Genomic DNA, 23,591 nt, shown 5'->3' with positions numbered 1-23,591 from the left:
CCTGGGAAAGGCTGCTGCGTCGGGTGCCGATCAGGCGTCGCCGACGTGGTCCCGGTCGGCGGCGGCCATCGCCTCGCGTGCCCAGCGCGGCAGGATGAAGATTCCCTCGGCCTCGACGCACACCACCGGCTCGGAGCCGTCGGCGGGCCGGGTCAGCAGCCGGCCGCGTACGACCGCCTTCACTCCCTCGGTCGACGCGATCCGCGCCTCGCCGCGCAGCGGCCCCAGCGGGGTCCCGTGCTTGTAGACGATCGTCAGGGTGCCGGTCATCCCGGGGCGACCACCCGCCGAGGCGGCCTCGCCGAGCAGCTGGTCGAGGATCAGCGCCGAGACACCACCGTGGACCAGTCCTGGCGGGCCCTCGTAGGCCGGCCCGAGTGAAAAGTCGGCCGAGACGTCCTCGCCGTCGCGCTGGACCTCCAGCGGCGGGGCGAAGGCGTTGCCCTTCCCGACCACCGGGTTGCCGTAGTTGCGGAAGCCGCCGTCCGCCCCGAACCGGACCCCGTGCGGGCCGGGCAGCGCCTCGGCGAGCAGCTCATCGGTCAGCGCCTCGACCCGGCGGCGTACGTCATCGAGGACCGAGTCCGAGACCTGGGTGCGTACGACGGCGTCGACGAGCCCGCGCACCGAGTCGGTCAGCGGGACCAGCGTGGCCTCACGCTCCTTGACCTCAGCGTCGGTCATGTCGTCGTGGACGTATCCGGCCGGAGCCTGCGGGTGGTGGGCTCGTCCATAGTGCATCGACATCTAGGTCCTCGTCTCCTGGATCGGGTGAGCGAGCGTCAGCGAGTGAACCATCAGCACAACACGCCGCCGCGTCCGTATTCTGGCGCTTGCGCTACGGAGGCGACGGCGTGGCCTCACCGTAGACGTGCTCGGCATCGAGGTGGCAGTGGGTCCCCGGATAGATGGTCGACATGCACAGGTTGCAGTGGGTGCATCGGGACACCGCCGAGGGATCGGCTCGGAGGCGGTTGACCAGGTCCGGCTCGCGAAGCAGGGCGCGGGCCATCGCGACGTACTCGAAGCCCTCGTCCATCGCGGTCCGCATCCCGGTCAGGTCTGTGACCCCGCCGAGGAGAACCAGCGGCATGCTCAGCGCACGGCGGAACTCGCGGGCGTTGTCGAGGAAGTAGAGCGGCTTGTAGGGGTACTCCTTGAAGAAGCCCTTGCCCACCATCCGCATGCCCATCCTGATCACCGGGTGCAGCGGCATGTTGGCGGCCATCTCGCGGTAGGGAGCATCTCCGCGGAAGAGATACATCGGGTTCATGAACGAGGAGCCGCCGGTGAGCTCGAGTGCATCGAGGTGGCCATCGGACTCGAGCAGCCGCGCGAACTCGACCGACTCCGGCAGGTCGAACCCGCCGCGGTAGCCGTCGCGCATGTTCATCTTGGCCAGCACGGCGACCTGACCGCCACCTGCTTCGGCTGCCGCCTCCCGCACCGCGGCCAGGATCCGGCGCGGGAACGAGGCCCGGTTGGCCAGCGACCCGCCGAACTCGTCGGTGCGCGGGTTGAGGCGCGGGCTGAGAAACGAGCTGGGCAGGTAGTTGTGGCCCAAGTGCACCTCGATCGCGTCGAAGCCGGTCTCGACCGCCATCCGGGCAGCGTCCGCGTGCTGCTCGACGACCCGGGCGAGGTCCGCCGCGGTCGCAGCGCGGTTGAACGCCATCCCCAGCGCGTTGAACGACCGCGTCGGCGCCAGCGACGGCACCCCGTTGGACTTGGCGTTGGCCACCGGACCGGCGTGACCGATCTGGGCCGAGATCTTGGCGCCGGTCGCGTGGACCTCCTCGGTCAGCCGCCGCAGCCCGGCCAGCGCCTCCGGGCGCCAGTAGATGCAGTCGGCATGCGTACGTCCCTCCGGGGACACCGCGAGATAGGCGACCGTGGTCATCCCGACGCCGCCCTCGGCGACGGCGAGGTGGTAGTCGATCAGCCGGTCAGAGACCAGCGCCCGGGGCGAGGCTCCCTCGAAGGTCGCCGCCTTGATCACCCGGTTGCGCAGGGTCACCGGACCCAGCCTCGCCGGAGCGAGCGGGTCGGTCGACGAGTCGGTCATCGACGCACCTTCCTGAACTCGCGCATCCTGCGCAGATAGCCCCGCAGCCGCCTGCCGGGCACTGGCCGCGGCCAGTCGTCGGCCCGGAACCAGGCGTCGGTGCCGCCGTCGACCACGACGACGCTGCCGACCATGAAGTCCGCGGCCGGGCCGAGCATGTGGATCACCCAGTCGGCGAGGAGCCCGGGGTCGCCGTAGCCGCCGGCCGGGACCGGGAACGACCGGATCGCCTTCGCCTCCCCCGGCGTCGCGAGCTGCTTCTCCAGCAGCGGCGTCAGCACCGCGCCCGGCGCGATCGCGTTGAGCCGGATCCCGGCCCGCACCCACTCCGGCTCGACCGCCCGTCGCCGCACCCAGCGGGTCACGGCGACCTTCGAGGCGCCGTAGGCCATCGCCGGCGCCCCCTTCCCGAAGATCCGGTACGCCTTCAGCGCCCGCTCCGCGTCGCCCTCGAGCAGCGCCGCGACCGCCCGTGCCGGGATCAGAGGCATCGTGGTGGTCGAGTTGCTGGAGAAGACCACGACCTTGGCGTTCCCGGTGACGGCGAGCGCCTCGCGCCAGCCCTCGAGGAGCTCGACGACGCCGAGGTAGTTGACCTGCGTGATCAACGCGGGCCGGTCGCGCCCCGGCGCCGGCCCGAGCCCGGCTGCGAGGACCGCGCCGTCGAGCCGGCCACCGCAGGCGGCGAGCACCTTCTCGGTGGCGTCGCGACGGCCCTCCGCTGTCGACAGGTCGGCGACGACATCGGCTTCGGCGATGTCGACGGTCACGACCCGGTCTCCGGCGGCGAGGAGCCGTTCGACCACCGCGGCCCCCATGCCCGAGGCCGATCCGGTGACGGCGTAGACCGCCATCAGCGGGCGTCGCCCAAGAGGGGCGCCGTCGTCATCCGAGCACCTCGGCGATGCGGTGGACCTCGGCGGCCGAGCCGAGGCTCAGCAGCAGGGTCGTCACACCGGTCTCCTCCCACTGCGCCACCTTGTCGCGTACCTCGTCCTCGGTGCCGATGATGTGCAGGTCGTCGACGAGCTCGTCGGGGATGAGGGCGGTGGCCTGGGTCTTGTCGCCGGTCAGGTAGAGCGCCTGGACCTGCCCGGCGAGCTCGGCGTAGCCCATCCGCTCGAAGACCTGGTTGTGGAAGTTCTGCTCCTTGGCGCCCATCCCGCCCATGTAGAGGGCCGCGAACGGCTTCATCGCCTCGAGCGCGGCCTGCTTCTCCTCCGCGTCCGCGACGACCTGGAGGTGGCAGGTCGCGGCGATCTCGAAGTCGTCGGCCGTACGCCGCGCCCCAGGTCGCGCGAAGCCCTCGGCCAGCCAGTCGGCGTACATCGGAGCGGACCTGGGGGTGTAGAAGATCGGGATCCAGCCGTCGGCGATCTCGGCGGTCTGGGCGACGTTCTTGGGGCCTTCGGCGCCCAGCCAGATCGGGATGTCGGCGCGCAGCGGGTGCACGATCGGCTTGAGCGGCTTCCCGAGCCCGACCGAGCCCTCGCCCGTGAAGGGCAGCGGATAGTGCGGCCCGTCGTTGGTCACCGGCGCCTCCCGGGCAAGCACCTGCCGGATGATCGAGACGACCTCACGGGTGCGGGCCAGCGGCTTGCCGAACGGCTGGCCGTACCACCCCTCGACCACCTGCGGACCGCTCACGCCGAGCCCGAGGACGAACCGGCCGCCCGAGAGATGGTCGAGCGTCAGCGCGTGCATCGCGATCGAGGTGGGCGTACGCCCGGACATCTGCACGATCGAGGTGCCGAGACGGACCCGGGACGTCTCCCGGCCCCACCAGGCCAGCGGCGTCAGCGCATCGCTCCCCCACGCCTCGGCGGTGAAGATCGCATCGAACCCGGCCTCCTCCGCGGCGGCGACGAGCTCGCCGACACCGGTCGGTGGCTGTGCTCCCCAGTAGCCAAGCTGTAGCCCCAACTTCACTCTCATCGACTCCTTCGTCGCCTCTTACGGGTTGTGGCCAATACTAGAACGTGTTTCACTTTCTGTCATGAGTCGCACCCTGCAGGCACCCGTGACGGTCGCCTTCGACTACACCAGATCCACAGGCCCGGTGATCGGCCGCTTCCTCACCGGACTGCGAGACACCACCATCGTCGGCGGCCGGCTCGGCGACGGTCGAGTCGCCGTCCCACCCCCTGAGTACGACCCGGTCACACACCAGGCGGTCACCGAGTTCGTCGAGCTCCCCGACACCGGCACGGTCACCTCGTGGACCTGGGTCAGCGAGCCCGTCGCCGGACAGCCGTTCGAGAGGCCGTTCGCGTACGCCCTGATCACCATCGACGGCGCCGACACCCCGTGGCTGCATGCCGTCGACGTCGCTTCCCCCGACGACATCGAGACCGGGATGAGGGTCCGAGCCAGATGGGCCGAGGAGCGCACCGGCTCGGTCAACGACCTCGTCTTCGAGGCCGACGGCGGCGACCAGCCAGGCACCCCGGCGCCCGCCGGAGGCGAGGACGTCAGCCTGATCGTGACCCCGGTCAGCCTCGACTACCACTATGCGGCCTCACCGGAGGAGTCATCGTTCTTCCGCGGCCTGGCCGAAGGCCGGATTCTGGGCCAGCGGTGCCCGAAGTGCCGGAAGGTCTACGTCCCGCCACGCGGCGCCTGCCCGACCGACGGGGTGCCGACCGCGGAGGAGATCGAGCTCTCCCAGGTCGGCACGGTGACCACCTTCTGCGTCGTCAACGTCCCGTTCCTGGGACAGAAGATCAAACCGCCGTACGTCTCCGCGTACGTCCTCCTCGACGGCGCCGACATCGCGCTGCAGCACCTGATCTTGGACATCCCGGCCGAAGAGGTCCGGATGGGGATGCGGGTAAAGGCGGTCTGGAAGCCGCGCGACGAGTGGGGCACCAGCATCGAGAACATCAGCCACTTCGCGCCGACCGGTGAGCCGGACGCGGACTTCGACAGCTACAAGCACCACCTGTGAGGAGCGCTCAGTGAGAGACGTTGCCGTCGTCGGGTTCGCCCAGCGACAGATGAAGGACTTCGACGGGTCGCCGAGCATGGCCGAGCTGCTCGTGCCGATCCTGGCCGAGTGCTACGAGCAGACCGGATGGGCCAAGAAGGACATCGGGTTCTGGTGCTCGGGCTCTTCCGACTACCTGGCCGGCCGATCGTTCTCGTTCGTGAGCGCGATCGACGCGATCGGGGTGCTGCCTCCGGTCAACGAGTCGCACGTCGAGATGGACGCCGCCTGGGCCCTCTACGAGGCCTGGATCAAGATCCAGACCGGCGAGGTCGACACCGCGCTGGTCTTCGGTTTCGGCAAGGCGTCGGCCGGCGTGCTGCGCCGTACGCTGTCGCTGCAGCTCGACCCCTACACGATGACGCCGCTGTGGCCCGACACCGTCTCCCTGGCCGCGCTCCAGGCGCGCCTCGGGCTCGACGCCGGGCTCTGGGACGAGGCCGCGCTGGCCGAGGTCGTCAACCGGTCGCTGACCGATGCGGAAAAGAACGAGTACGCCGTCCGGGCCGGTGGCTCCTCGGTGAGCGAGCTGCTCGCCCGGCCGATGTTCGCCGACCCGCTGCGCAAGCACGACTGCGCTCCGGTGACCGACGGCGCGGCCGCGATCGTGCTCGCCGCCGGCGACCGGGCGTACGACGCCAACCAGCGTCCGGCCTGGATCACTGGCATCGCGCACAGCTCCGACGGTCTCCACCTCGGCACGCGCGACCTGACGATCTCCGGATCGGCCCAGCGGGCAGCTACCGCCGTGGGCGGCACCGCGGGCGTCCAGGTCGCCGAGCTGCACGCGCCGTTCAGCCACCAGGAACTCGTCCTGCGCTCGGCGCTCGGGCTGGGTGACGACGTACAGATCAGTCCTTCGGGTGGTGCGCTCGCCGCCAACCCGATGTTCAGCGCCGGCGCGATCCGGATCGGCGAGGCAGCCAAGCGGATCTGGGACGGGTCGGCCGACAAGGTGCTCGGCCACGCGACCAGCGGTCCGGCACTGCAGCAGAACCTCGTGTGCGTGATGGAAGCCCAAGAGAACGGGAGTGGCAAGTGAGCAAGGTTCCCGCGGCCGTGATCGGGATCGGCCAGACCCACCACCGCGCCAAGCGCGAGGACGTCTCGATGGCCGGGCTGTGCCGTGAGGCCATGGACCGGGCCCTCGAGGACGCCGGGCTGACCCTGGACGAGGTCGACGCCATCGTCATCGGCAAGGCACCGGACCTGTTCGAGGGCGTGATGATGCCCGAGCTCTACCTCGCCGAGGCGCTGGGCGCGGCCGGCAAGCCGCTGCTCCGGGTGCACACCGCCGGCTCGGTGGGCGGCTCGACCGCCATCGTCGCCTCCTCGCTGGTGCAGGCCGGCGTACACAAAAAGGTCCTCACCGTCGCCTTCGAGAAGCAGTCGGAGTCCAACGCGATGTGGGCGCTCTCGGTGCCGATTCCGTTCGTGATGCCGGTGCACGCCGGCGCCGGCGGCTACTTCGCTCCGCACGTACGCTCCTACATCCGCCGCTCCGAGGCGCCCTCGCACATCGGCGCCATCGTGGCGGCCAAGGATCGCAACAACGCGCTGAAGAACCCCTACGCGCACCTCCACAACGAAGGCACCACGGTCGAGTCGGTCCTGGCCTCGCAGATGCTCTGGGACCCGATCCACTACGACGAGACCTGCCCGTCCTCCGACGGTGCCTGCGCGATGGTGATCGCCGCCGAGGACGTCGCCAAGACGTACGAGGCGCCCGCCTGGATCCATGGCACCGTGATGCGCTCCGAGCCCACCTCGGCCGCCGAACGCGACCAAGTCAACCCGCAGGCGGGCCGCGAGGCCGCGGCCGCACTGTGGAAGGCGACCGGGATCACCGACCCGGCCCGTGAGATCGACTGTGCCGAGATCTACGTGCCGTTCGCCTGGTTCGAGCCGATGTGGCTCGAGAACCTCGGCTTCGCCGCCGAGGGCTCTGGCTGGAAGCTCACCGAGGCCGGCGAGACCGCCCTCGACGGCAGCCTCCCGGTCAACATGAGCGGCGGCGTACTCTCCTCCAACCCCATCGGCGCCTCCGGCATGCTCCGCTTCGCCGAGGCCGCCCTGCAGGTCAGGGGCCGGGCCGGCGAGCATCAGGTCGGCGGCGCCCGACGCGCACTCGGGCACGCCTACGGCGGCGGGTCGCAGTTCTTCTCCATGTGGGTCGTGGGGTCGCAGCCACCCTCGAACTGAGACACCCACCGATAGGGCCCGGCGTTCCTCGCCGGGCCCTATCGTTCGTGTGCATGAGCTACGCAGGGTTCAGCAAGCTGCTGGTCGTCCCCGACGGGTTCGAGGCGCCGCGGGTGCTCACCCACGGCGACCTGACGGCGCGGCCGCTGTCGCGTGAGTGCCTGGCCGATGACGTACGCGCCATCAACGCCGACCGCGACCTGATCAACGCGACCAGAGGTGGCGGGTGGCCGGAGGGGCCGACGTCGGAGGAGGACGACTACATCGACCTGGTCTGGCATGAGGGCGAGTGGAAGGAGAACAAGTCGTTCTCCTACGTCCTGGAGACGCCCGGGCTCGGCTACGTCGGGTGTGCCTATCTCTACCCGCTGGGTGTCCGGCAGGAGCTGAGCGAGGAGCTGGCCGCCTACGACGTCGACGTCAGCTGGTGGGTGACCACCGAGGCGTACGAGCAGGGGCTCTACGAGGTGGTCCACGAAGCGCTGAAGAAGTGGGTGCCGGCGAATTATCCGTTTCGCCGGCCCCACTTCTCCAATGTGAAGATCCCTGGTCAGGCGTAGGTGACCGGAAGCTCCTTGATGCCGTTGATCCACGCGTGACGCAGGCGGCGCGGTGCGCCGTTGGGCTTCAGGTCGGGCATCCGGTCGGCGATCACGTCGAACATGATCCGCACCTCCATCCGAGCCAGGTTGGCGCCGATGCAGTAGTGGGCGCCGTGGCCACCGAAGGCGAGGTGGGGGTTGTGCTCTCGGGTGATGTCGAAGGTGTCGGGGTCGTCGAAGACGTCTTCGTCGTGGTTGCCGGAGGCGTAGAAGATGCCGACGCGCTGGCCCTTCTTGACGAGCTGGCCACCGACCTCGACGTCGTTGAGCGCCGTACGCTGGAAGACGGTGACCGGGGTGGCCCAGCGGATCACCTCGTCGACCATCGTGTCGGGGCGCTCCTTCTTCCACAGCTCCCACTGGTCGGGGTTGTCGAAGAAGGCCTGCATGCCGTGGGAGATCGCGTTGCGGGTGGTCTCGTTGCCGGCGACCGCGAGCAGGATGACGAAGAAGCCGAACTCGTCATCGCCCAGCGCCCCGCCCTCCAGCTCGGCGTTGACGAGCTTGGAGATGATGTCGTCCTTGGGGTCCGCCTTGCGCTCGGCGGCCAGCGTCATGGCGTACGTCAGGATCTCGATGGAGGCGGCCTCGGGGTCCGCGTTGTACTCCGGGTCGTCGTAGGCGAGCATCTGGTTGGACCAGTCGAAGAGCTTGCGCCGGTCCTCCTGCGGGACGCCGAGCAGCTCGGCGATCGCCTGGAGCGGGAGCTCGGCGGCGACCTCGGCGACGAAGTCGCCCTCGCCCTTGGCCAGGGCGTCGTCGACGATGCTGTGTGCCCGCTCGACCAGACGGTCCTTGAGAGCGTTGATCGCACGCGGCGTGAACCCGCGACTGATGATCTGGCGCAGCTTGGTGTGGTCGGGCGCATCGTGGTGGATCAGCATCGCGCGTTGCAGCTCGACCTGCTCGCGGGTCATGTCGGGCGCGAACCGGATGATCACACCGTTCTCGTTGGTGCCGAAGTTCTCGCTGTCCTTGGAGACGGCAAGGATGTCCTCGTGCTTGCTCACCGCCCAGAACCCGGTGTCGAGGAAGCCAGCGCGTGCCTCCGGCGTCTGCTCCACCCACCACACCGGGGCGGACTTGCGGAGCTCGAGAAACTCCTGGAGCGGGACGCGCTCCTCGTTGAGCACGGGATCAGTCGGATCGAAATCCACGGGGAGAGCGGTCACGGGTGTGCTCCTTCGAGGTCTTTTTCTGTAACACGTTCTAGTTTATGTTCACACAGTGCCCAGCATCACACAAGGGTTGCGCCAAACGAGAACACGTTCTACTTTGGAACAATCGAGTGTAACCGGTGTCACGTCATCAGGCGTGGCGGTGCGCGCCCGCGCACCAGCGACTTGTCGAAACCCCCGAAGAGCGAGGTTCCATGGGCACGCCCGTCATCGTCGAAGCCGTCCGTACCCCCATCGGCAAGCGCAAGGGCTGGCTCGCGGGCCTGCACCCGGGCGTCCTGCTCGGCGCCGCCCAGGTCGAGGTGCTCAAGCGCGCCGGGATCGACCCTGACCTGGTGGATCAGGTCATCGGCGGTTGCGTCTCCCAGGCCGGCGAGCAGTCCAACAACATGGTCCGTCGTGCCTGGCTCCACGCGGGCCTGCCGATCCACACCGGGTCCACCGTCATCGACGCGCAGTGCTCCTCGGCCCAGCAGGCCACGCACCTGATCAACGCGATGATCGCCTCCGACCAGATCAAGGTCGGCATCGCCTGCGGCATCGAGTCGATGTCACGCATCCCGCTGGGCGCCAACGTGCCCAAGGGCGCCGGCGATCCCCGTCCCGCAGACTGGAACATCGATCTGCCCAACCAGTTCGAGGGCGCCGACCGGATCGTGAAGAACCGCGGGTTCTCCCGCAACGAGGTCGACGAGTTCGGCCTGTGGTCGCAGGTCAAGGCGCGCCAGGCGCGCGACGCCGGCCACTTCAAGAGCCAGATCTTCGCCGTCGAAGCCCCCATGCTCGACGACGAGGGCAAGCCCACCGGAGAGGTACGCACCGTCACCGAGGACCAGGGCATCCGCGACACCTCGCTCGAGAAGCTGGCCGGGCTCAGTCCGGTGCTCGAGGGCGGCACCCACACCGCCGGCACCTCCTCGCAGATCTCCGACGGCGCCTCGGCGCTGCTGCTGATGGATTCGGCCGTCGCCGCCTCGCTCGGGCTCAAGCCTCGGGCCCGGATCGTCACCTCCAACCTGGTCGGATCCGACCCCTACTACCACCTCGACGGCCCCGTCCAGGCGACCGAGAAGGCGCTGAAGGACACCGGGATGACGATCGGCGACATCGACATCGCCGAGGTCAACGAGGCCTTCGCCGGCGTCGTCATGTCCTGGGCCAAGGTGCATCAGGTCCCCGAGGAGAAGATCAACGTCAACGGCGGCGCGATCGCGCTCGGTCACCCGGTCGGCTCGACCGGCACCCGTCTGCTCACCGCGGCGCTGCACGAGCTCGAGCGTCGCGACGCCAGCACCGCGCTGGTCTCGATGTGCGCCGGTGGCGCTCAGGCCACCGCGACGATCATCGAGAGGATCTGATCGTGCCCAAGTCCAAACTCACCGAGGCCGAGTACGTCGTCGTCGGCGCCGGCTCGGCCGGCTGTGCCGTCGCCGGCCGCCTGGCCGCGGCCGGCAAGTCGGTCATCCTCCTCGAGGCCGGGAAGAACGACAGGCGCAACTACCTGGTGACCAAGCCAGGCATGATCGGCCCGCTCCACGCCGAGCCGCGGCTGAAGAAGCTCGTCGACTGGGGCTACCACACGGTCCCCCAGCAGCACGCCCGCAACCGCGAGCTCCCCCAGCCGCGCGGCAAGGTGCTCGGCGGCTCCTCCTCCATCAACGGCCTGCTGTGGGTCCGGGGCAACCGGGCCAACTACGACGCCTGGGCGGCCGAGGGCAACACCGGCTGGGACGCGGACTCGGTCAACGAGGCGTACCGACGGGTCGAGGACTACGAGGGCGGTGGCTCCGACTACCGCGGCACAGGCGGGCCGATCAAGGTCATGAAGCACCCGCGGCCGACCGAGGCGTCGCTCTCCTTCCAGCGCGCCGCAGCCGAGACCCTCGACGTGAAGGTGCTCGATGACTACAACGGCGCCGAGCAGGAAGGCGTCTCGACGTTCCAGCAGAGCGCGATCGACGGGCTGCGCTACTCGGCCTCGCGGGGCTACCTTCACGACCAGGAGCTGCCGAGCCTGACCACGCTCACCCAGGTGCACGTCTCGAGGATCGTGATCGAGAACGGCCGTGCGAAGGGCGTCGAGATCCTCACCAGGCAGGGCCCGCAGACGATCTCGGCAACCCGGGAGGTCATCGTCTCCGCGGGCGTCTTCGGCTCCGCGCAGCTGCTGATGCTCTCCGGAATAGGTCATTCCGCCCACCTCGCCGAGCACGGGATCCAGACCGTCCACGACCTGCCGGTCGGCGACAACCTGCACGACCACATGTTCGTGCCGACCACCTGGGAGATGCCGACCGCGCTGCACCACGGCACCGCCGGCTACTTCGGCAAGGCGGTCCTCAAGGAGCAGACGGTCGGCAGGTCGATCCTCGGCCACACCGTCTTCGAGACGGTCGGCTTCGTACGCACCTCGCTGGCCACCGACGTACCCGACCTGCAGCTGCACGTGCTCCCCTGGGCCTACCCCTCCCCCAACCAGGATGCGCCGATCCGCCACGAGGTCGACCCGCGGGCGGCGCTGACGGTGATGTCGTCGCTGATCTACCCGCGCTCGCGCGGAACGCTGCGGCTGCGCAACGCGGACCCGACCGCCGAGCCGCTGATCGACTTCAACTACCTCGCCGAGCCCGACGACAAGCGCGTCCTGCTCGAGGGCGTGGAGATGATCCGCGAGATCATGGCCGCCCCGGCCTTCGGCGACCAGGTCAAGTCGGAGATCCACCCCGGCAAGGCGATCGACGCCGAGGCGATGAAGGACGAGGTCACCAACCGCGCGACCTCGATCTACCACGGTGTCGGCTCCTGCCGGATGGGCGTCGACGAGCGCGCCGTGGTCGACCCGCAGCTCCGCGTACGCGGCATCGACGGCCTCCGCGTCGCCGACGCCTCGATCATGCCGTCGATCATCGGCGGCAACACCAACGCTCCCGCGGTCATGATCGGTGACCGTTGCGCGACCTTCATTCTCGACGAAAATCTGTAGAGCCGTCCTCGACAACCGCTGATCGGAAGCAGACATGAGCACTGACACCGCGAAGACAGCAGACGTACGCCGCCCCGACTGGATCACCGAGGAGCTGCTGGCCGAGCTGGTCTCCCGGGTCCCGTCCTCGACGGGTGCGTCCTGGAAGCTGACCGAGGTCTACACCGGTGAGGTGCTCGTGGCGCTGCCGCAGTCCTCACCGGCAGACGTCGAGCGGGCCGCCGAGGCCGGACGGGCTGCCCAGCACGCATGGGCGGCGACCCCGCTCCGGGAGCGGCTGGCCGTCTTCAAGCGCGCCCACGAGCTGATCCTGCGCAACCAGCACAAGATCGCCGACCTCATCCAGGCCGAGTCGGGCAAGGCCCGGCGGATCGCGTTCGAAGAGGTCTGCGACCCGCCGATGGTGATCTCGCACTACCTCAAGCGGGCGCCGAAGCTGCTCAAGGACAAGAAGCGTCCTGGCGTGATGCCGGTGCTGTCCAGCTCGATCGAGCGCCACCCGCCGCGGGGTCTGGTCGGGATCATCGCGCCGTGGAACTTCCCGTTCGCGACCGGTCTCTCCGACGCGATCCCGGCGCTCATGGCCGGCAATGCGGTGCTGCTCAAGCCGGACAACAAGACTGCGCTCTCGCCGCTGTTCGGGATCTCGCTGCTCGAGGAGGCGGGCCTGCCGAAGGGCCTGTTCCAGGTGGTCTGCGGCGAGGGCCCGGACGTGGGTCCGACGATGCTGGACAACGTCGACTACGCGATGTTCACCGGCTCGACCGCGACCGGCCGGGTGATCGGCGAACAGGCGGGGCGCAACCTGATCGGCGCCTGCCTCGAGCTCGGCGGCAAGAACCCGATGATCCTCCTCGACGACGCCGACATCGATGAGACCGTCGGCGGCTCGATGTTCGCCGTCTTCGGCAACACCGGCCAGATCTGCATGCACATCGAGCGGATCTACATCCCCGAGGCCATGTACGACGAGTTCCGGGACAAGTTCGTGGCCGCCGTCGAGAGCATGCGGATCGAGGCGGCGTACGCCTTCGGGCCCGACCTCGGGGCGCTGGTCTCCCCCGACCATCTGGCGCGGGTGCAGTCGCACGTCGAGGACGCGGTCGCCAAGGGCGCCACCGTGCTGACCGGCGGCAAGGCGCGCCCCGACATCGGGCCGACCTTCTTCGAGCCGACCATCCTGGAGGGCACCACCAAGGAGATGCTCCACGGGGTGACCGAGACCTTCGGGCCGGTGGTCTCGCTGCACCGCTACTCCACCCTCGAGGAGGCCATCGAGCTGGCCAACGACACCGACTACGGGCTCAACGCGTCGGTGTGGACCACGAACTTCAAGCGCGCCCAGGCGATCGCGGCACGCATCGAGTCGGGCAACGTCAACATCAACGACGGCCTCGCCACCGCGTACGCCTCGAAGTCCACCCCCTCCGGCGGCATGAAGCAGTCCGGTGTCGGTGCCCGTCACGGTGACCAGGGGCTGCTGAAGTACACCGAGACCCAGAACGTCGCCACCCTGAAGAAGCAGGTCATGGGGCCGCAGGGCAAGCAGACCTTCGACGACTACGCCAAGCAGATGCAGGCGTCGCTGCGCTGGATGCGGAAGCTCCACATCCGTTGAAGCCCGTCTCCCGCTATGCCGAGCTGACCCGGGAGGAGCTCGCCGAGGTCGTCCGCGAGCTCCTCCTGATCGGCCAGCTGATCGACCGCTCCGGGATGGCGTGGTGCATCTCCGCCTTCGGGCGCGAGGAGATGCTCCGGATCGCGATCGTCGAGTGGGCCGCCGCCTCGCCGATCTACACCCGGCGGATGCAGACCGCGCTGGGCTACGCGCCGGCCGTTGCCGGGCAGGGTGACGTACCGACCATCTTCAAGGGCCTCCAGCTCGACATCGGCGCGCCGCCGCAGTTCATGGACTTCCGCTACACCGTCCACGACGCCCGCCACGGCGAGTTCCACCTCGACCACTGCGGCGCGCTGATGGACGTCGAGCCGATGGGCGAGGAGTACGTCCGCGGGATGTGCCACGACATCGAGGACCCCACCTTCGACGCCACCGCCATCGCGACCCACCCCCGGGCCCAGGTGCGCCCGGTCCACCGGCCGCCGCGGACGCCGGCCGGCCGGACGCCCCACTGCCGCTGGACCGTGACCATCGACGACGCCCATCCCGAGGCGGTGGCGATCCCCGAGCTGGCCGTCAACGAGCTCTCCCGGGCAGCGCGGCTCGAGCTCGCGCCGATCGATCCGTCCGACGACGGCGCCGCCGACTACGCCGGGCCGCTGGTCTCCGACCTCGACCTGGCCGGTTTCTCCCACTCGGCGCTGGTGCGCATCGCCGACGAGGTCTGCCTGCAGATGGCGCTGCTCGATCGCGGCTTCACCCTCGCGCTGGAGTCCCGGGTGACCTCGCCCGAGCAGCTCGGCGACATCCGCCGCAAGCAGCTGGTCGGGGTCGCCGGTATCGCCGGCTCACGCCTCGCCCGGGCGCTCTCCCTGCCGCCGGACACCAAGGGCGCCCTGCGGCTGCTCGCGCTCCATCCGATGCTCAACCCCGCTGCGTACGTCTCGGTCGAGGTGGATACCGACGCGTTGGTCGTCCGGCCGTCGGCCGCCGACGAGGACGGTGCCTGGGTCTCGCTGATCGGGCCGGAATGGCTCGTTCCGCTCCGGGCTGCGGTGCAGGCTCTCGACCCTCACCTCGACGTCGAGGTCGGTGCGGTCGAGGGCGGCTGGCGGGTCGAGGTCGTACGCCGTCCCGAACCCGCTCCCGAGGCCTCCGAGGTCGCGGTGGTGAGGTTCAGCACCGGCGCGGACTTCGACTTCGAGCCGCGCCGGTCGCTGCCGATCACGCCGGTCTGAGGTTCAGCGGCGGTGCAGCGCGAGGACCGGGATGACCCGGTCGGTCTTCGCCTCGTACTCGCCGAACCCGGGGCTCATCGCCTTGAAGCGCTCCCAGGCGTCGTCGCGCTCGGCACCGGTCAGCTCGGTCACCTCGACCTCGACGACCCCCTCGTCCGGGGTCTCGATCTTGGTCTCCGGGTGAGCCAGGAGGTTGTGGTACCACGCCGGGTTCTCGGGCGCGCCGGCCTTGGAGGCGGCGATCAGCCAGGTGTCGGGATCCGGGTGGAGGTTGGCCACCGGCGAGACTCTCTCGGTGCCGGTCTTGGCGCCGGTGTGGTGCACGAGCACGAGCCCGCGTCCGAACGGCACCGAGGTCACGTTGCCGTCGTTCGAGCGGAACTCATCGATGATCGACTGGTTCCAGTCCTTGTAGTCGCTGCCTGACATGGAGTGCCTTTCCCCCGAGGAATCGGTTTTCGACCACTCTTGCAGACATCCCCAACGAGAACCGGTCAAACGCGAGCGAGGGCCGCGATCCGCACCTGCTCCTCCCGGTCGGTCACCTTCGCCCGCGGCCGGCCGATCTCCTTGCCCGACTCGCACTCGTGGGTGTCGAGCGTGTTCCAGCCGGTCTGGTCGACCACGATCACGCCGCGCTCGGCCAGGAGATCGTCGAGGGACTCTCCGGCCGGGTCGGCGAGCGAGCCGGCGGCGTAGTCGTCCACGAGGGTGCGTACGGTCTCGGCTGCGCAGGCGCGGTTGGTGCCGATCACACCGCTGGGACCGCGCTTCGCCCAGCCCGCGGTGTAGGTGGCCTCGGCCCCGATCACCCGGCCGGCCTCGTGAAGGAACCGGCCGGTGCCCGCCTCGTTCGGGACGCCGGGGACGCCCGCGGAGCGGTAGCCCGTGGCCCGGACCACCAGCCCGGCCTCGATCTCCTCGCCGCTGGCGAAGCGCACTCCGGTGACGGTCTCCGTGCCGAGGATCTCGGTGGGCGTCAGGCCGAAGCGGAGGACCAGCCGCTTCGCGGCGTCGGTACGCGGCCGGGCGGCCAGGTCGCGGAGCAGGTCGGCCTTCTGGAGCGCCCCGAAGGTGTGGGCGTTGCGTTCGGTCGTGTCCGCCTCGGTCGGCAGGGCGGCCAGGTCTGCCTCGTCGACGACGACGTCGATGCCCGGGGAGTCGGCCAGTGCCCGCAGCTCCGGGCTGGTGAAGGCGGCGTGCTCGGCGCCGCGGCGGGCGGTGACGACGACCTCGCGGATGCCGCTGGCTGCCAGGGCGGAGAGCGCGGCCGGGGCCAGGTCGGAAGCCGTCAGGGCCGCCTCGTCGGCCAGCAGCAGCCTGGCCAGGTCGAGGGCGACGTTGCCGTTGCCGATGACGACGGCCCGCTCGTGCGCGAGCGGGAAGGTGAGCTCGGCACGGTCGGGATGGCCGTTGTACCAGCCGACGAGCTCCGCCGCGGAGGTCGAGCCCGGCAGCTCCTCCCCTGGCAGGCCGAGGCTGCGGCCCTCGCCGGCGCCGGTGGTGTAGACGACCGCGTGGTGGGCGCCGAGCAGCTCCTCGTGGGTGACGTCGCGTCCGATCTCGACGTTGTAGCGCGTCCGCACGCGGCGGTGGCGGGCCGTCTTCGCGAACCCGGAGACGATCTCCTTGGTGTCCAGGTGGTCCGGTGCGACGCCGTAGCGGACCAGACCGTAAGGGGTCGCGAGCCGGTCGATGACGGTGATCTCGACGTCGCAGCGACGGGTGGTGGCGAGCTCGTCGGCGACGTACCAGCCGGCCGGGCCGGCCCCGACCACTGCCACCTTGAGCGGGCCGGTGCCGGTGATCTTGGCACCCGGCGGCGGCAGCGGCGCGGGCTCCTCCTGCTCGCCGGTGAACTCGAAGAAGGCGGCGTTGATGTCGACGTAGGGCGCGAACGCGTCCGGGACCTCGTAGTCCGGGAAGATCGCGTTCACCGGACAGGCGTCTTCGCAGGCTCCGCAGTCGATGCACTCGTCGGGATGGACGTAGAGCATCTCGGCGGCGCCGAAACCCGGCTCGTCGGGCCCGGGGTGGATGCAGTCGACCGGGCAGACCTCCACGCAGGAGGCGTCGTTGCAGCACGACTGGGTGATGACGTACGTCATGAGCGCTGAGCCTTCCGCTGAGCCGTCTTCTGGGCCTTGCCGATCGCCTCCTCGACGACCGTGTTCATCCTGGCACCGTTCGGCCACCCCGCGTAGTGACTCAGGAACACCACGATCTCGCGCAGCTCGTCCTCGGAGAGCTCGCCGTTGGCGTACGCCGCGGGGATCTGGATCCCGAGGACGTCCGCGGCGCCCTGGCCGGCGAGCAGGCCGATCAGCAGGAGCCGGCGGTCGCGGGTGGTCAGGCCCGGGCGCTGCCAGATGTCCCCGAAGAGATGGTCGGCGGTGTAGCGGAAGAAGTCGCCCTCGCCGTCGGCCATGTCGAAGCCGTAGACCTCCTCCATCTTGCGCAGGCCTTTGGCGCGCTGCTCGGGGAGGTCGGCGAACTTGTCGGGGCCTTCACTCATGTGTTCTGTACTCATGTCCATGGTTCCTTGATCAGTGGGATGAGTCCTTGGGGAGGCCGAGCCCCGGTGCCAGGCGCTCGAGCGCGAGCCGGGCGAGCGGCACCTCGACGCCGAGCTCGTCGGCGAGCGCGATCGCGAACCCGAGGTCCTTCTCCCCCAGCGCGACCACGTGGCCGAAGACGCCGTGCCAGAAGTCGGTCTCCTCGATCGGCGCGGTGGTGTCGCGGTGCATGATCGCGCCCGGGCCACCGGTGATCGCGTCGGTGTGGCGTACGACGTCGCCGAGCGCCACCAGGTCGAGCCCGGCCGCCTCAGCGAGGCGCTGGGCCTCGGTGGCGGCGGTGAAGGAGGCGAAGTGGAGCAGGTTGCGGGCCAGCTTGAACCTGGTCCCGGCGCCGACCGGGCCGGCATGGACCACCTTGGAGCCCATCGCGGTCAGGACCGGGCCGGCCGCTGCGTACGCCTCCGGGCTGCCGCCCACGAGGATGGCCAGGGTGCCTTCGGCGGCTCCCATCGGGCCGCCGGAGACGGGGGCGTCGAGCACGTTCACCCCGTGTGGCTCGGCGATCGCGGCCAGCTCGGCCGGTGTCTCCGGGGCCACCGTGGAGTGCACCAGGACCGTCAGCGGGTCTGGCCCCGGACGGTCACCCACGGAGGTGAGCACCTCGGCGAGCACCTGGCGCACCTGGTCGTCGTCGCGCACCATCACGCTGAGTACGTCGACGGCCGAGGCCAGCTCGGCGACCGAGCCTGCCGCCTTCGCACCGGCGGCACCGAGCTCGGCGACGGGCTCCTCGGCGATGTCGTGCACCCACAGCTCGATCCCGTCCGTGCCGGCGAGCTGGAGCGCCATCGGCTTGCCGATGTTGCCGAGCCCGACGAACCCGGCGCGCGTCCTGGGCACCGCGGTCACAGCCGGAACGTCCCGCCGCCGTCGACGGCGATGATCTGGCCGGAGATCCACGAGGAGTCCTCGGAGAGGAGGAACTTCGCGGTCCCGACCATGTCCTCGGTCGTGCCGAGGCGCTTGATCGCCATCTGCTTCGTCATCTCCTTGGCCGCGTCACCGGCCTGGGTGCGCGTCGCCTCGGTGTCGGTCGGCCCCGGCGCGATCGCGTTGACCCGGATGTTCATCCCGCCGAGCTCGTGGGCGAGCTGCTGGGTCAGCCCGTTGATGCCGACCTTGGCCAGCCCGTAGAAGCCGGAGTAGAGGTAGGCGGCGGTCGAGGACTGGTTGACGATCGCCCCGCCGCCCCGCTTCTGCATCGCCGGGTAGACGGCGCGCGTCATCACCAGGGCCCCGTTGAGGTTCACGCTCATGAACTTCTCGTAGTAGTCCCAGTCGACGGTGATCAGCAGGTCGAAGGCCATGTCGCCGTAGATCGCGGCGTTGTTCACCAGCCCGTCGATCCCGCCGTACGCCTCGGTCGTCTCGGCCACCAGCGCCGCCGCCGACGCGTGGTCGGAGACGTCGCAGCGTACGAACCTGGCGACTCCGCCGGCCGCCTCGATCTCCTTGGCGACCTGCTGCCCCTTCTCCTCGTTCAGGTCGGCGACGACGACGGCGGCGCCCTCGGTGGCCAGTCCCTTCGCGTACGCCTCGCCGATCCCCTGGGCGGCGCCGGTGACGACGATGACCTTGTCCTTGAACCTCATGGTCTCTCCTGTGCTCATGCGGGCTCCGCGATCAGCTTGGTCTCGAGGTACTCCTCGAAGCCTTCGACGCCCATCTCCCGGCCGAGGCCGGACTGCTTGTAGCCGCCGAAAGGCGCATCGGGGCCGAACCACTGGCCACCGTTGACGCCGATGGTGCCGGTGCGGATCCGGGCGGCGACCGACTTCGCGCGCTCCAGCGCCCCGGACTCCACGGAGCCGGAGAGACCGTAGGGCGAGTCGTTGGCGATGCGTACGGCATCGTCGTCGCCGTCGTGCGGGATCACCGTGAGCACGGGGCCGAAGATCTCCTCGCGGGCGACGCGGGCGGTGTTGTCGAGGCCGGCGACGACGGTGGGCTGGATCCAGAAGCCGCCGGCGAGGTCGCCGTCCTGGACCGCGACGGCTCCGCCCGTGGCGATGCGGCCACCCTCCTCCACGGCGAGCGCGAGGTAGCCGAGGATCCGGTCGCGCTGGACCGCGGAGATCACCGGGCCGCAGATGGTGCCGGCATCGGCCGGGTCGCCCGCGCCGAGGGACGACATCGTCGCCGCTGCCGCCTCGACGGCCGTGTCGTAGGACTCACGAGGCACCAGCAGCCGGGTGGTCAGGGCACAGCCCTGACCTGCGTGAACGGCCACCGAGAAGGCCGCCATCGAGGCGGCCGAGGCGACGTCGGCGTCGTCGAGGACGATCGCCGCGGACTTGCCACCGAGCTCGAGGAAGACCTTCTTCAGGCTGGGTGCAGCGGCCGCCATGATCGCCCGGCCGGTGGCCGTCGATCCGGTGAAGGAGACCAGGTCGACCCGTGGGTCCTCGGCCAGCATCGCGGCCACCCGGTTGTCGCGCGGGGTGACGACGTTGAAGACGCCAGGCGGAAGATCGGTGTGCTCGGCCACCAGCCGGCCCAGCTCCGCGGCCAGCCACGGCGTGTCCGGGGCGGGCTTGAGGATCACCGTGTTGCCCGCCGCCAGCGCCGGGCCGATCTTGGCCAGGTTGATCTGGTTGGGGAAGTTCCAGGGCGTGATGGCCGCGACGACACCGACGGCCTCGCGCCGCACCGTACGCCGCGAGGAGATGCCCATCGTGACTCCGACGCCGAGGTCCCGCTCCCACTCGAAGGACTCGGCGAGGTCGATGGTCCACTTCAACGTCTCGACCGGGGTGTCGAACTGCGGCCCGGCGACCAGGAACGCGGGCGCGCCGACCTCGGCGGTCGTCAGCTCGCGCAACGCCTCGGCGTTGTCGAGGATCGCCTGGTGGAGCTGGCGCAGGCACCGGATCCGCAGGCCCACGTCGGTCGACCAGTCGGTCTCGTCGAAGGCCTTGCGCGCGGCGGCGATGGCGACGTCCATGTCCTGGGCCGTCGAGTCGGGCGCGCGCCCGATCTCCTGACCAGTGGCCGGGTTGAGGATGGCGTACGTCTCGCCGGAGCTGGCCGCGCCGAGCTTGCCGTCGACGAGCTGCTGGGCGGGCGGATTGGTGGGGGTTCGGGTCGTCACACGGGCTCCTGGGTCACGAATTTCCCGGCCGCCACCGGCGGCGGCCAGACGGTCGAGGGCAGGTCGGCGAGTCGGTAGTGGCCGGGCTGCTCGATGCCGTTCAGCGACATCCGCTCCAGCAGCCCGGCGGTGGCCTTCTTGGCCTTGACGATGTCGAGGAAGGTGGTCGCGGTGGACCCGAGGTCGAACCAGTCCCGCTGCCAGGCGAACTCCAGCCCGTCGCCGTCCGGCCGCGGTGCGACCCCGAACCAGGAACCGCCGATCCCGAGGATCTCGTACTCCTCGCCGGTCGCGTCGTCGACGATTCCGGCCCGCTGCCGCCAGAAGCCGATCACCATGGCGTTGACGTCGTCGATGACTGTCGCCTGGTAGTCGTAGTGCCAGCCCTCGAGCCCGGCCATCTCGGTGCCGAGCGCCCACTCCCGGATCTGCTCGCGGCCCACCGCCATGAAGTGCTCGTCGGGCGTGTACATCCAGCCGTACGTCGCGTCCTCGGCATACACGTCGGCCAGCGGCGACCAGTTGCCGTCGGCCTCCGCCTTCCGGTTGAGGTCGAGCCAGTGGGCCCAGAACCCCTCGATCTCGGCGCGGTCCATTCAGTCCTCCAAGGTAAGAGCGAAAGCGGGGCAGTACTTCACAGCCGCGCGGGCGGCGGGAAGCTGCTCCTCGGACGGTTCAGTGATGCGTACGACGACCTGGTAAGCGTCGTCGTCGAAGGCGAAGAGCTCCGGGGCCTCGGCGAGGCACTCCTGATGCCCCTGACACAGCCCCAGGTCAGCAACGAGTCTCACGACGACCGCCGCCGGTAGCGGACCCGGCAGGGCTGCTGGAGCTGGATCACCATCTTGGTGAAGTCGTCGGCGTACGACTCCAGCGGCTGCGCCGCCTCGAACGAGTAGTCGCGCAGGATGACCGAGAAGATCGCCTTCATCTGCATCATCGCGAACGCGTTGCCGACGCAGCGGTGCTTGCCGGCGCCGAACGGGATCCAGGTCCAGCGGTTCTGCATGTCCTCCTGGCGCGGGTCGATGTAGCGGCTCGGGTCGAAGGACTCCGCCTTCGGGAAGTCGTCCTCGATCCGGTTGGAGACCCGCGGCGAGGCGGCGAGCAGGGTGCCGGCCGGGATGGTCTCGCCGAGCAGCTCGAAGTCCTCCTGCACCAGCCGCATCAGGATGATCAGCGGCGGATGCAGCCGCAGCGTCTCCTTCAGCGCCGCCTCGAGGACCGGGATGGAGCGCAGCGCCTGGAAGCTCACCTCCGAGCCATCCGCGTAGAGGTCGTCGAGCTCGCCGACGACGTCGGCCATCACCGATGGGTTCCGCAGCAGCTCGATCATCGCCCACGACGCGGTGCCGGAGGAGGTGTGGTGGCCGGCGAACATCATCGAGATGAAGACCCCGGTGATGGTGTCGGTGTCCATGTCGATCGAGATGAGCACGTCGAGGAGGTCGCGCTCCTCGCGAGCGACCTTGCCCCGCGCGACCCGCTTGTCGATGATCGCCTGGACCAGCGCGACGAGCTTCTCCCGGGCGTCATCGCGCATCCGGAAGCTCTCGATGTCGGCGTAGGCGTCGACGTACGCGATCGCGTCCGTGCCGTGCTCCAGCTCGTGGTAGTGCTGGGCGAAGGACGAGTCGAGCTCCTCGCGGAACGGCTTCCCGACCAGGCACGCCGAGGTGGTGTAGATGGTCAGCTCGGCGAAGAAGTCGAGCAGGTCGATCTCGCCCTCATCGCCCCAGCCGGCGATCATCCGGCGGATCTCGGCCTCGATCGTCTGTGCGTGCCCGCGCATCATGTCGCCGCGCAGCGCCTGGTTCTTCAGCATCTGCTGGCGCTCCTCCGGAGAGGCGTCGAAGACGACGCCCTTGCCGAAGATCGGGGTCATGAACGGGTACGCCGCCGCCTGGTCGAGTACGTCGTCGGGCGCCCGGAAGAACGCCTCGTTTGCCTCGGCACCGGTGACCAGGACGACGTCCTTGTCAGCGAGGCGAAAGCGCCCGAGGTCGCCGCACTCCTCGCGGACGCGGGAGAACAGTGAGATCGGGTCGACCCGCATCTCGGGCAGGTGTCCGGTGCCGCGGATGATCTCGGGGACGCTCGGGTCCTGGTCGTCCAGGACGGTGGAGACGGTGGGGATCGTCATCGTGGCTCCTGCACAGGGGCTTCGGGGTTGACGTCGATGGTGCTGATGTGGACACCGCGCTTGGCGGTCACGACCGACGTGATCGCGTCGGCCAGCGCCTGGGCCTTGAGGAAGTGCGGGTGGCGCGCGAGGCCCCACCTGACCCACTGCTCCAGCACGAACCCGCCGAGCTCGGCGGGCCACTCGTTGCCGATGTCGGAGTGCGTCGGACCGGGTCGCACGATGGAGGCCCGGACGCCGGTGCCCTCGAGCTCCATCTGGAGCGCGCTGACCATGCCTTCCAGGCCCCACTTGGAGGCTGCGTACGCTCCCATGAACGGCCGCGGCTTGACCGCCACGTCGGAGGAGAGGAAGACCAGGTCGCCGCGCTGCCGCTCGATCATCCCCGGCCCGAAGGCGCGCAGGATCCGGTGGGCGCCGAGCAGGTTGATGTCGACCTGGCCGCCGAAGGTCTCGGTGGAGACGTCTACGGTCGCGCCCGGATGGGTGACGCCGGCGTTGCTGACCACGACCTCGACCTCGCCCAGGTCCGCCACCGCCTTCGCGGCGAACTCGGCGACCGACTCGTCCGAGGTCACGTCGAGGGGATGCGCGACCGCCTCTCCCCCGTCGGCCCGGATCGCGGCGGCGATCTCCTCGACCCGGTCGAGCCGCCGGGCGCCGAGCGCGACCGGGAATCCAGCCGCTGCCAGGGACTTCGCGGTCTCCGCGCCGATCCCGGAGGAGGCGCCGGTGATCACCGCCGGACGGCGGTCGGGCTGTGCGTACTTCACGCGTCCTCCCTGGATGCTGACCGAGGTAACTCGGCGAATGCGTACTGACCTCGCGGAGTTCCACGAAGTAGGTGACTGCCGACCGAGGTACCTCGGTGAGCATCCGTCGCGCTGACCGAGTTACCTCGGT

At 69.8% G+C, this 23,591-nt stretch carries 23 protein-coding genes; 8 read left to right on the top strand and 15 right to left on the bottom strand.

The annotated features are described in order from the left end of the window. Nucleotides 1-30 precede the first annotated feature (30 nt). The 4 genes from OH802_RS18835 to OH802_RS18820 form a co-directional block, all read right to left on the bottom strand. Nucleotides 31-747: a PaaI family thioesterase gene (locus tag OH802_RS18835; RefSeq protein ID WP_406020967.1), complete on the bottom strand. Its 717-nt coding sequence runs from the start codon at nucleotides 745-747 to the stop codon at nucleotides 31-33. Nucleotides 748-838: 91 nt separating this feature from the next. Continuing rightward, nucleotides 839-2,065: an NADH:flavin oxidoreductase gene (locus tag OH802_RS18830; RefSeq protein ID WP_406020965.1), complete on the bottom strand. Its 1,227-nt coding sequence runs from the start codon at nucleotides 2,063-2,065 to the stop codon at nucleotides 839-841. After that, nucleotides 2,062-2,919, bottom strand: a complete 858-nt coding sequence (locus tag OH802_RS18825; protein WP_406020963.1) for an SDR family oxidoreductase — start codon at nucleotides 2,917-2,919, stop codon at nucleotides 2,062-2,064. Before OH802_RS18825 ends, OH802_RS18830 begins: the two co-directional genes overlap by 4 nt. Before the next feature lie 31 nt (nucleotides 2,920-2,950). Beyond that, nucleotides 2,951-4,000, bottom strand: coding sequence for an LLM class F420-dependent oxidoreductase (locus OH802_RS18820; RefSeq protein ID WP_406020961.1), 1,050 nt, complete (start codon nucleotides 3,998-4,000; stop codon nucleotides 2,951-2,953). 61 nt (nucleotides 4,001-4,061) lie between these two features. Between OH802_RS18820 and OH802_RS18815 the strand changes: the two genes are divergently transcribed. From OH802_RS18815 to OH802_RS18800, 4 genes are read left to right on the top strand one after another with little or no spacing between them, the layout of a single operon-like run. Further along, nucleotides 4,062-5,012, top strand: a complete 951-nt coding sequence (locus OH802_RS18815) for a Zn-ribbon domain-containing OB-fold protein (RefSeq protein ID WP_406020959.1) — start codon at nucleotides 4,062-4,064, stop codon at nucleotides 5,010-5,012. Nucleotides 5,013-5,022: 10 nt separating this feature from the next. Further along, nucleotides 5,023-6,093, top strand: a complete 1,071-nt coding sequence (locus tag OH802_RS18810; RefSeq protein ID WP_406020957.1) for a thiolase domain-containing protein — start codon at nucleotides 5,023-5,025, stop codon at nucleotides 6,091-6,093. Continuing rightward, nucleotides 6,090-7,253, top strand: coding sequence for a thiolase domain-containing protein (locus OH802_RS18805; protein ID WP_406020955.1), 1,164 nt, complete (start codon nucleotides 6,090-6,092; stop codon nucleotides 7,251-7,253). The genes OH802_RS18810 and OH802_RS18805 overlap by 4 nt, the downstream gene beginning before the upstream one ends. A gap of 53 nt (nucleotides 7,254-7,306) precedes the next feature. Then, a complete protein-coding gene (locus OH802_RS18800; protein ID WP_406020953.1) occupies nucleotides 7,307-7,813 on the top strand; it encodes a GNAT family N-acetyltransferase in 507 nt (168 codons plus the stop codon). On the opposite strand, the gene OH802_RS18795 is transcribed toward OH802_RS18800, so the two are convergent. Next, nucleotides 7,804-9,027 carry a cytochrome P450 gene (locus tag OH802_RS18795; RefSeq protein WP_406020951.1) on the bottom strand — a complete coding sequence of 408 codons (1,224 nt, stop codon included), beginning with the start codon at nucleotides 9,025-9,027 and terminating at the stop codon, nucleotides 7,804-7,806. The two genes, OH802_RS18800 and OH802_RS18795, sit on opposite strands and share 10 nt — an antisense overlap. Nucleotides 9,028-9,227: 200 nt before the next feature. Between OH802_RS18795 and OH802_RS18790 the strand changes: the two genes are divergently transcribed. From OH802_RS18790 to OH802_RS18775, 4 genes are read left to right on the top strand one after another with little or no spacing between them, the layout of a single operon-like run. Continuing rightward, a complete protein-coding gene (locus OH802_RS18790) occupies nucleotides 9,228-10,391 on the top strand; it encodes a steroid 3-ketoacyl-CoA thiolase (protein WP_406020949.1) in 1,164 nt (387 codons plus the stop codon). 2 nt (nucleotides 10,392-10,393) lie between these two features. Then, nucleotides 10,394-12,016, top strand: coding sequence for a GMC family oxidoreductase (locus OH802_RS18785; RefSeq protein WP_406020947.1), 1,623 nt, complete (start codon nucleotides 10,394-10,396; stop codon nucleotides 12,014-12,016). A gap of 34 nt (nucleotides 12,017-12,050) precedes the next feature. Further along, nucleotides 12,051-13,634 carry a succinic semialdehyde dehydrogenase gene (locus OH802_RS18780; protein ID WP_406020945.1) on the top strand — a complete coding sequence of 528 codons (1,584 nt, stop codon included), beginning with the start codon at nucleotides 12,051-12,053 and terminating at the stop codon, nucleotides 13,632-13,634. Next, nucleotides 13,631-14,875 carry a hypothetical protein gene (locus tag OH802_RS18775; protein WP_406020943.1) on the top strand — a complete coding sequence of 415 codons (1,245 nt, stop codon included), beginning with the start codon at nucleotides 13,631-13,633 and terminating at the stop codon, nucleotides 14,873-14,875. Before OH802_RS18780 ends, OH802_RS18775 begins: the two co-directional genes overlap by 4 nt. Before the next feature lie 3 nt (nucleotides 14,876-14,878). Here OH802_RS18775 and OH802_RS18770 read toward each other — a convergent pair whose 3' ends face one another. The 10 genes from OH802_RS18770 to OH802_RS18725 form a co-directional block, all read right to left on the bottom strand. Next, entirely contained in the window at nucleotides 14,879-15,304 is a 426-nt protein-coding gene (locus OH802_RS18770) for a nitroreductase/quinone reductase family protein (protein WP_406020941.1), read from the bottom strand. A gap of 65 nt (nucleotides 15,305-15,369) precedes the next feature. Further along, nucleotides 15,370-16,983 carry an FAD-dependent oxidoreductase gene (locus OH802_RS18765; protein ID WP_406020939.1) on the bottom strand — a complete coding sequence of 538 codons (1,614 nt, stop codon included), beginning with the start codon at nucleotides 16,981-16,983 and terminating at the stop codon, nucleotides 15,370-15,372. Further along, nucleotides 16,980-17,405, bottom strand: a complete 426-nt coding sequence (locus OH802_RS18760; RefSeq protein ID WP_378840031.1) for a carboxymuconolactone decarboxylase family protein — start codon at nucleotides 17,403-17,405, stop codon at nucleotides 16,980-16,982. The genes OH802_RS18765 and OH802_RS18760 overlap by 4 nt, the downstream gene beginning before the upstream one ends. Nucleotides 17,406-17,421: 16 nt before the next feature. Continuing rightward, entirely contained in the window at nucleotides 17,422-18,303 is an 882-nt protein-coding gene (locus tag OH802_RS18755) for an NAD(P)-dependent oxidoreductase (RefSeq protein ID WP_406020937.1), read from the bottom strand. Then, entirely contained in the window at nucleotides 18,300-19,064 is a 765-nt protein-coding gene (locus OH802_RS18750; protein ID WP_406020935.1) for an SDR family oxidoreductase, read from the bottom strand. Before OH802_RS18750 ends, OH802_RS18755 begins: the two co-directional genes overlap by 4 nt. Next, entirely contained in the window at nucleotides 19,061-20,545 is a 1,485-nt protein-coding gene (locus tag OH802_RS18745; RefSeq protein ID WP_406020933.1) for an aldehyde dehydrogenase, read from the bottom strand. The genes OH802_RS18750 and OH802_RS18745 overlap by 4 nt, the downstream gene beginning before the upstream one ends. Continuing rightward, the gene (locus OH802_RS18740) at nucleotides 20,542-21,141 is read right to left on the bottom strand and encodes a hypothetical protein (protein WP_406020931.1); all 600 of its coding nucleotides are present in this window, start codon (nucleotides 21,139-21,141) and stop codon (nucleotides 20,542-20,544) included. Before OH802_RS18740 ends, OH802_RS18745 begins: the two co-directional genes overlap by 4 nt. Further along, nucleotides 21,142-21,336, bottom strand: a complete 195-nt coding sequence (locus OH802_RS18735) for a ferredoxin (protein ID WP_406020929.1) — start codon at nucleotides 21,334-21,336, stop codon at nucleotides 21,142-21,144. Next, a complete protein-coding gene (locus tag OH802_RS18730) occupies nucleotides 21,333-22,688 on the bottom strand; it encodes a cytochrome P450 (protein WP_406020927.1) in 1,356 nt (451 codons plus the stop codon). The genes OH802_RS18735 and OH802_RS18730 overlap by 4 nt, the downstream gene beginning before the upstream one ends. Further along, a complete protein-coding gene (locus OH802_RS18725) occupies nucleotides 22,685-23,461 on the bottom strand; it encodes an SDR family oxidoreductase (protein ID WP_406020925.1) in 777 nt (258 codons plus the stop codon). Before OH802_RS18725 ends, OH802_RS18730 begins: the two co-directional genes overlap by 4 nt. Nucleotides 23,462-23,591 lie beyond the last annotated feature (130 nt).

The sequence above is a fragment of the Nocardioides sp. NBC_00850 genome (genome assembly GCF_045207335.1).
In the GTDB taxonomy this organism is placed as follows: Bacteria; Actinomycetota; Actinomycetes; order Propionibacteriales; family Nocardioidaceae; genus Nocardioides.
Note: the sequence above shows the minus strand (reverse complement) of the source record. Positions and strands in the feature narration are given on the sequence as shown.

Excerpts from the sequence above, each read along its gene's own strand:
- OH802_RS18740 (WP_406020931.1), bottom strand. The coding sequence starts at position 21,141 with ATGGACCGCGCCGAGATCGAGGGGTTCTGGGCCCACTGGCTCGACCTC.
- OH802_RS18800 (WP_406020953.1), top strand. The coding sequence starts at position 7,307 with ATGAGCTACGCAGGGTTCAGCAAGCTGCTGGTCGTCCCCGACGGGTTC.
- OH802_RS18750 (WP_406020935.1), bottom strand. The coding sequence starts at position 19,064 with ATGAGCACAGGAGAGACCATGAGGTTCAAGGACAAGGTCATCGTCGTC.
- OH802_RS18825 (WP_406020963.1), bottom strand. The coding sequence starts at position 2,919 with ATGGCGGTCTACGCCGTCACCGGATCGGCCTCGGGCATGGGGGCCGCG.
- OH802_RS18820 (WP_406020961.1), bottom strand. The coding sequence starts at position 4,000 with ATGAGAGTGAAGTTGGGGCTACAGCTTGGCTACTGGGGAGCACAGCCA.
- OH802_RS18765 (WP_406020939.1), bottom strand. The coding sequence starts at position 16,983 with ATGACGTACGTCATCACCCAGTCGTGCTGCAACGACGCCTCCTGCGTG.
- OH802_RS18815 (WP_406020959.1), top strand. The coding sequence starts at position 4,062 with ATGAGTCGCACCCTGCAGGCACCCGTGACGGTCGCCTTCGACTACACC.
- OH802_RS18760 (WP_378840031.1), bottom strand. The coding sequence starts at position 17,405 with ATGAGTACAGAACACATGAGTGAAGGCCCCGACAAGTTCGCCGACCTC.
- OH802_RS18780 (WP_406020945.1), top strand. The coding sequence starts at position 12,051 with ATGAGCACTGACACCGCGAAGACAGCAGACGTACGCCGCCCCGACTGG.
- OH802_RS18835 (WP_406020967.1), bottom strand. The coding sequence starts at position 747 with ATGTCGATGCACTATGGACGAGCCCACCACCCGCAGGCTCCGGCCGGA.
- OH802_RS18730 (WP_406020927.1), bottom strand. The coding sequence starts at position 22,688 with ATGACGATCCCCACCGTCTCCACCGTCCTGGACGACCAGGACCCGAGC.
- OH802_RS18770 (WP_406020941.1), bottom strand. The coding sequence starts at position 15,304 with ATGTCAGGCAGCGACTACAAGGACTGGAACCAGTCGATCATCGATGAG.
- OH802_RS18790 (WP_406020949.1), top strand. The coding sequence starts at position 9,228 with ATGGGCACGCCCGTCATCGTCGAAGCCGTCCGTACCCCCATCGGCAAG.
- OH802_RS18830 (WP_406020965.1), bottom strand. The coding sequence starts at position 2,065 with ATGACCGACTCGTCGACCGACCCGCTCGCTCCGGCGAGGCTGGGTCCG.